This window comes from Lactobacillus sp. UMNPBX12, from assembly GCF_002553955.1.
Lineage (GTDB): Bacteria > Bacillota > Bacilli > Lactobacillales > Lactobacillaceae > Lactobacillus > Lactobacillus crispatus.
In genome coordinates, this window is sequence record NZ_PCYY01000039.1 from 1 (window position 1) to 7,271 (window position 7,271).

The 7,271-nt window shown below is 34.9% G+C and carries 6 protein-coding genes and 2 pseudogenes; all 8 read left to right on the top strand.

Annotated elements, in window-relative coordinates; translation table 11 throughout:
* Positions 1–54: 54 nt before the first annotated feature.
* Positions 55–243, top strand: a pseudogene (locus CP363_RS11240) (GNAT family N-acetyltransferase); the annotation flags it as partial.
* Between the two features lie 16 nt (positions 244–259).
* Positions 260–874 (top strand): sugar O-acetyltransferase, encoded by a 615-nt coding sequence (locus CP363_RS10080; protein ID WP_023488828.1) that lies wholly within the window; start codon positions 260–262, stop codon positions 872–874.
* 181 nt (positions 875–1,055) lie between these two features.
* A complete protein-coding gene (locus tag CP363_RS10085; protein ID WP_005722311.1) occupies positions 1,056–2,126 on the top strand; it encodes a serine hydrolase in 1,071 nt (356 codons plus the stop codon).
* Between the two features lie 65 nt (positions 2,127–2,191).
* A pseudogene (locus tag CP363_RS10090) lies at positions 2,192–3,021 on the top strand (pyridoxamine kinase).
* A 2-nt stretch (positions 3,022–3,023) separates the two neighbouring features.
* Positions 3,024–3,590: an ECF transporter S component gene (locus CP363_RS10095; RefSeq protein ID WP_005719583.1), complete on the top strand. Its 567-nt coding sequence runs from the start codon at positions 3,024–3,026 to the stop codon at positions 3,588–3,590.
* 74 nt (positions 3,591–3,664) lie between these two features.
* The gene (locus CP363_RS10100) at positions 3,665–4,867 is read left to right on the top strand and encodes a L,D-transpeptidase family protein (RefSeq protein WP_089143510.1); all 1,203 of its coding nucleotides are present in this window, start codon (positions 3,665–3,667) and stop codon (positions 4,865–4,867) included.
* A gap of 448 nt (positions 4,868–5,315) precedes the next feature.
* Complete coding sequence (locus tag CP363_RS10105; protein WP_089143509.1) at positions 5,316–5,771, top strand: GNAT family N-acetyltransferase; 456 nt, start codon at positions 5,316–5,318, stop codon at positions 5,769–5,771.
* A gap of 12 nt (positions 5,772–5,783) precedes the next feature.
* The gene (gene pepT, locus CP363_RS10110) at positions 5,784–7,067 is read left to right on the top strand and encodes a peptidase T (protein ID WP_005723045.1); all 1,284 of its coding nucleotides are present in this window, start codon (positions 5,784–5,786) and stop codon (positions 7,065–7,067) included.
* Positions 7,068–7,271 lie beyond the last annotated feature (204 nt).

The following is a 7,271-nucleotide window of genomic DNA, read 5'->3' on the forward strand; positions in this document are numbered from 1 at the left end:
AACCCTTCTTTTTTTGTTATCTAATTTCTATTTACACAAGAATTTATACTGAACCAAAATAAATATCAAATTTTGCAAGTTGGAACGGGTGATAGCCCCTTAACTATTCCTTTTTATGAAAAATGTGGTTTTAAACGCTCAGGTAAGATCAAAGATTTTTTTGTAAAAAATTATGATCATCCGATTTTTGAAGCTGGACATCAGCTACTAGACATGATTTATTTAAGTAAGCGATTAAATTAGAAAGTAGGCTTTATCGATGGAAGAAAATACTAAAAAAATGTTGGCAGGCAAACCATATCGCCCAGATACTGAAGAACTGAAAAAGATTTCCAGTTTAGCTCATCGCTTATCACGTGATTACAACATAACTACTGATGAAGATGAGGTAGAACGGAAAGCAATTATCGATCGTCTTTTTCCGAATCATGGTCAAAATGTATATTTACAAGGACCAATTGAAGTGGATTATGGCCAATTTACACACTTAGGAGATAATTTTTATTCTAATTTCAATTTGACTATTTTGGATACTTGTCCCGTAACAATTGGAAATAATGTAATGTGTGGACCTAACGTAACATTTGCGACTCCATTGCATCCTTTGTTGCCAACTCAAAGAAATGCTCGCAAGCAATCAGACGGAAAAATAGCCGATATTGAATATGGAGCAGCTATCACTGTTGGCGATAATTGTTGGTTAGCCAGCAATGTTACTGTTTGTCCCGGCGTAAAAATTGGTAAAAATTGCGTTATTGGAGCTGGATCGGTAGTTACTAAAGATATTCCAGATAATTCATTGGCACTAGGGGTACCGGCTAAAGTAATACGTCAGATTACTGATCAAGATCATTTAAATAATTATCCATATTAGAAAAAGAAAATGTATACGTTCTCATTGATTCTTTATCAAAATTGTAACCCCAATGAAAAAAATAAATGCTAGTATTATGGGTAGAATTTACATAACATTGCTGGGGGAATTTAAAACGAAACGTATTAATTTAAAAAAAACATTAATCAAATCAACCATTTCGTTAACTATAGCTGCTTCAATGCCTGTTGGAATGGCGATTGCTAATGCCAATAGCTCGACAGTTCAGGCAGCAAGTTATAACAAAACTGAAATGCGGAGCTTTGTTAGAAATACATTAGCTAGTTATTATGCTCGTGGTACCGTAGTTATAGTAAAAGATGGACAACCACAACAAATTTCTTATGGTTACGGTTATTATGGCAAGCGATTAGGTGCGGGAAATAGTAAGGTAGTTTATCCTGTTTGTTCTTTGCAAAAAGTAATTACCGGCGCAATTATCACCCAATTAATTTCTGCAGGGAAGTTTACACAGTATACTAAGATCTCTAAGTGGTATCCTAATTTAAAAGGTGCTGATAATATTACCGTCGGCAACTTGATGACGCATACTTCTGGATTGACAGCAGCTGATACTGAAGTAAATAGAGGACGTGTTTATTCAGAAGCTGATGCAATTAATTGGGTTGTTAATAAGCTAAACTCAACTACGCAAAATCAACCTGGTAATTTTTCATACAATAATACCAACTATATTTTGTTAGCTGGAATTATACGTCAAGAAACTGGACAAAGCTACAAGCAAAATGTGCAGGAACGAATTATTAATAAGCTTGGCTTAAAGCGAACTTATTTCTTGGAAGATATTCCAGCCGGGATGACGGATGGTATCTCATATACCTGGAATCAAAAGAATTACCAATGGGCTCAATATGTTAAAAAGACTCAAGCTTCTCAATTGGTAGGTGCTGGTAATTTGTTCTCAGCTCCAATGGACTATTACCGTATTCAACTTGGTTTAACCAATGGGCAAATTTTGAGTCGAACAGACTTTGATTATATGACTCATTTAACATCACGTTCATCAAATGGTTATTCAGGTGGTTTATATATGAAGAATAATGATAACTTGAAGTTAGCATATGGTAACTTATATAACACTCACTTTGGTAACTGGATTCAGATGACTACAGATAATCAAAATGGTTTGATTATGTTCTTAAATCAAACTCAAAATGATGAAAACAGAAATAAACAAATTGGTTATCAAATTTTGAATCATATCAAGGCTAATACATTTAGCGCAAAATAAAATTTTTCCTGCTTTAAACTTCATGTTAAGCTTAAAGCAGGATTTTTTTGATTGGAGTAAAAAAGATGGTTAATGGTGGCGTATTAGTTAGCCAAGATTTATCTTGTGCTGGTCAAGTATCACTTAGTGCAGCTTTACCCGTTTTAGGAGCATGTGGCTTGAGCCCGACCGTATTGCCTACTGCAATTTTGTCTACACATACGGGTGGCTTTGGTGAGAATACTTTTTTAAGTTTGAATAATGAAATGGCTAAGATTATGGCCCATTGGCAAAAGGTTGGTTTTGATTTTTCAGCTGTATACTTAGGCTATTTGGGCAAAAGTGCATTAGATTTTTGGACAGAAAAGATTAGCTATTTTAAACAAAAAAATAAATTGATCTTGATTGATCCAGTAATGGGTGATCACGGTCAACTTTATCGTGGCATTGATGAAAACTATGTAATAAAGATGCGAAATCTAGTTAAGTCGGCTACGATTTTAACGCCGAATATGACAGAAGTAGCATTTTTATTAGGCAAAAAGGCAACTAGTAATTCATTGAAAACAGCAACAGAATTTGCGGCTGAATTATCTAGTCAATTTGGTGTCCCGAATGTCATAATTACCGGTATTTCACTTAATAAGGAAAAATTGCGGAAGTTGGAATTACAGCCGATCATAGTTGGTCTTTAATTCAGAAAAAACTCCCAGGTAATTATTTTGGTACGGGAGATTTGTTTGCAAGTGCATTTTTTGCTGCTGTAATGCATAAAGAAAATTTAGAAAAAGCGTGTTCAATTGCGGCCGATTTTGTTGCACAAGCAATCAGGGAAACACCCAAGCAAGATTCACGTCTAGGACCAAATTATGCAGCAGCTTTACCAGATTTACTGAAGAGATGGAGTAATAATTAATAATGCAGATATTTAGAGAAAACAAGAATTCTTTACAAGCTTTAGTTTTAACGGGACTTTTTGCGGCAATTATTTATATTGGGATCTGGGTGTTAAGAATCCCCGTTCCTGCTATGGTAGGACGCCCATTTATTCATTTTGGAAATACGCTAACTGCTGTAGCAATTTTATATTTAGGTTATCGTAATGGCATGATTGCGGGAATTATTGGTCTAGGTGGTTTTGATTTGTTAAATGGCTATGCCGCAACATCATGGTTAACTATGCTTGAGGTAGTAGTAGTGGCTTCGGTTTTGACAGCAGTTTATCGAGGAATGCACTATCAAGATAGTAAAAGAAATATTATTATTTTAGGTATTATTGCAGGGGTAACTAAGATATTCACTACTTATTGCGTTTCAATTGTTGAAGCTTTAATGGTGGGGACGAGCTTTAAAGTAGCGTTAGTTGGAGCCTTTGTTAGTTTGCCTGCAACTGTAATCAATTCAATTTCTACTGCAATTTGTACACCAATTTTATATTTTGCTTTGCGGGATGCTAGTCGTCTAATTATAAAAAAGGTTAGATAAATCAATAGATTTTACACGAAATTTGCAAGGTGCTATATTAAAGATATTATTACTGACATAAAAGGTAGGATAGTATGAACGAAGACCTAAAGAAAAAGAATAAACGAAACAATATTATTATTTTAACGATTGCAGTTTTAATTATCGTTGGGGTAATCGCGGGTTTTGGCATTCATAATCACCGTGTGGCAACACAAGCTGCAGCAGAAAAATATGCTAAAACTCACTTTAACCCTAATGTTACAATCGATGGAGTTAAAGTAGGAAAGCTAACCGTTACTAAGGCAATGGCTAAAGTTAACCAAAAAGCTAAAAATCAAGTTGAGTTAAAAAATAACGAACTGGTTTATAGCTATAACACTACAGTCCAATCATTAGATGAGTCCGAGACAAAGGCCTTTTTTAAGAAGCAACAAACTAAAACTCCATCGACTCAGACTTATAAGTTTACTACTAGTAATTTAGCTACAGCTAAAAAGAAACTAACTGACTTAAGCAAAGCAGAGATTACTTATAAAATTAATGGCAAAAACTATCAATTAAAGGCCAAAGATTTATTGAATAATGTGACTTATCGAGATAATCGCTATCAATTTGGTGATACTAGTAAATTAACGACTAAGTTAAATCAAATTGATAAAGAAGTTTCAACATTACACAAGAGCTATAAATTTACAGTGCCAAAGGGCAATAAAGTTAAAGGGAAAACCATAACGGTAAAGAATAAGACTTGGGGTTGGGGCGTTTATGTTAAAAAGACGCAACGCTTACTTCTCGAAGCATTTGCCAAAGGCCAAAAAAACTTTGATGGTGCAGATGCACTTTACGGTTTAGGCTACAGCACTTATCCTCACGGCTATGGCTATTCAAATAAAGAAATTGGTGATACTTATGCTGTTGTATCATTGAAAAAGCAAGAGGTATGGTTGATCAAAAAGGGTAAACTAGCCGTTCATCTTCGTGATGTTGTTACCGGTACTATGGAAGGTTCTAAGGGTGATCAAACTCCGCGTGGGGTGTGGTATATCCACTATAAGGAATCACCAAGTACATTGCGTGGGACCAATGATGATGGTTCAAGTTATGCTTCTCCAGTTAAGTATTGGATGCCATTTACCTTAAGTGGCAGTGGTTTTCACGATGCCTCTTGGCGGACTGATTGGAGCAAGACCGCTTATCTAAAAGGTGGTTCACATGGTTGTGTTAATGTTAAGCCAAGCGAGATTCGAAGCGTTTGGAACAATATCAAAAAGGGCGAACCTGTAATTATTTACTAATAACATGTTTAAGGGATCCATTAAGTTGGATCCTTTTTTATGAAACAATTTTTATAAGGTGAAAAGCTATTTGATTACTTGGAAAAACAGCTAAATGTAAACAATAAACGTGAAACATGGCTCTGAAGCCCGATATTATCGCGATTGTGGATAAAAATATAGGTAATTCACATCTATTACTAACTCAATTAATATTTTTTTGAAAAAGAGTAGAAAGATGAACCTTTGTTTGATATAATTTCTATGCGAACTAATGGTCTAAAAATAGAAAGATGAGATGATAATAGCTATGATGCAACAAGAGGAATTAGAATCACAGGAAGAAAAAGTTAAGTTTTTTGATGAAGACTGGTTGAATTGGAACTAAAATCTTTAAATGTATAATTCACTTCTGTATAATTAAAGAAAAATAAAAATTTATTAACTCTTTCACCTAAAGGAGTAAATTATGCAAGTAAGAACTAGATGTTTTCAAAGTTTAGATTACGAAGATTTGTGCCGGGTTCATGATGCGGCTCGTTTGCAAGAAATGAAAATAGGCGGAGTGGAGAAATATTTTATTCCGTTTAAGGAAGCACCATACTGGTATAATTTCTTTGATTCTGAGATTAGGATTGTAGAAGTTAATAATGAATTTGCTGGCTTTGCTGCGTATAAGCCACATAATTTAGCTTATTTTTATATTGATCCTCAATTTCAACGACGTGGTATTGGTGATCATTTGTTAGCTTCAGTGTTACCAAATATTAGACGGCCGATTAGGCTAGAAGTCTTTAGCGCAAATATAGCAGCTAAAGCGCTGTATGCAAAGCATGGTTTTAAAATTATCAAAACAGTTAAAGAGCCGTGGTGGTCAGACCCCAAGTCTGAGCCAGTTTCAAGTGATACGATGGAATTAGTGTAAGAGGCAATATTAATGAGTTTTTATAATTTAGATTATGAAGAAAAACGGTTTATTCAGTTAGCTAAAAAGAATACTCGCTCATATTATGAACATCATGATCAGATTCCTTCCTCACCTGGCCAAGTTGAGCTGGCCAAGGAACTAGTAAAGGAAATGAAAGAGCTTGGGCTTGATGCTTACTATAATGAAAAAACAGCTTTTGCAATTGGAAAGTTAAGTGCAAACACAGCAGAAAAGGTAACGCCTATTGGCTTCTTTGCTCACGTGGATACTGCAGACTTTAACGCAGTTAATATTAAGCCACAAATTCACGAAAATTATGATGGTCAGAAAATTATCCTAGATGAGAAAGATAATATTGTTCTTGATCCAACCGAGTTTCCAGACTTATTAAATCTAAAAGGACAAACCTTAATTACTTCTGATGGTCATACTTTGCTAGGAGTTGATGATAAGGCTGGAATCACTGGGGCATTAGCAATGCTTAAATATTTAACTGAACATCCTGAAATTGAACACGGTGATGTTTTTGTTGCTTTTGGTCCAGACGAAGAAATTGGCTGTGGTGGTCAATATTTTGATCCAGCTGATTTTCCTAATGTAGAATTCGCTTATACGTTAGACAATGGGCGGCCAGGAGATTTTGAATACGATACCTTTAATGCGTCAGAGATTACGATCCATATTAAAGGGACTGTAGTTCACCCTGGTGAAGCATATGGTCTGATGGTTAACGCAACAACTTTGATGAATGATTTTTTGTCTAATTTACCTCAGGATCAAGTGCCTGAAAAGTCACGTAATCATGATGGTTATTTCTTGGTTCTACATGCTCAAAGCAATGTTGATCATGCCGATATTAGCATGATTATTCGTGATTTTGATCAAAGTGAATATAACCGTAAAGAACAGTTTATTCGCGATCTAGTTAAAAAGATGAACAAAAAGTATGGCAATAGATTTACTGTAAATATTCGTGAGCAATATGAAAATATCTACAACTATATTAAGGACAAGCCATATATTGTAAATCTGGCTCTTGATGCTTATCGCAAGTCTGGACTAAAGCCAAATGTACAATCCTTTAGAGGTGGAACTGATGGAAACTTTATTTCGCCTAAAGGAATTCCTACACCTAACTTATTTAATGGTGGTGGCAATTATCATGGCCGATACGAATATGTGACTGTTGAGCAGATTGATAAATTAGCCGAAGTGTTGACTAATATTGTGACTGAACATTTGCGTCAAACTCGCACTGGTAGGAATGAAAAGCCACTAGAAAAATATTGGTAGATTTAATAGCCGTTTTATTTAACAAATTAATACTGTAGCATTAGGATATAAGTGGCTAGATGAAATATCCTTCCTCCTTAGAAGTGATAAATACCATTTTCTTCATTGATAATCTTGCTACATATTGCAGTGACGCTGTATTTGCGCCGCTGCTTTTTTCTACTCTAAGTCAAGTGTTATCAACGATTTTAAGCAATTTTATTT

Coding starts and splice junctions, on each gene's coding strand:
- CP363_RS10080 (WP_023488828.1), top strand. CDS start 260: ATGGAAGAAAATACTAAAAAAATGTTGGCAGGCAAACCATATCGCCCA.
- CP363_RS10100 (WP_089143510.1), top strand. CDS start 3,665: ATGAACGAAGACCTAAAGAAAAAGAATAAACGAAACAATATTATTATT.
- CP363_RS10095 (WP_005719583.1), top strand. CDS start 3,024: ATGCAGATATTTAGAGAAAACAAGAATTCTTTACAAGCTTTAGTTTTA.
- pepT (WP_005723045.1), top strand. CDS start 5,784: ATGAGTTTTTATAATTTAGATTATGAAGAAAAACGGTTTATTCAGTTA.
- CP363_RS10105 (WP_089143509.1), top strand. CDS start 5,316: ATGCAAGTAAGAACTAGATGTTTTCAAAGTTTAGATTACGAAGATTTG.
- CP363_RS10085 (WP_005722311.1), top strand. CDS start 1,056: ATGCCTGTTGGAATGGCGATTGCTAATGCCAATAGCTCGACAGTTCAG.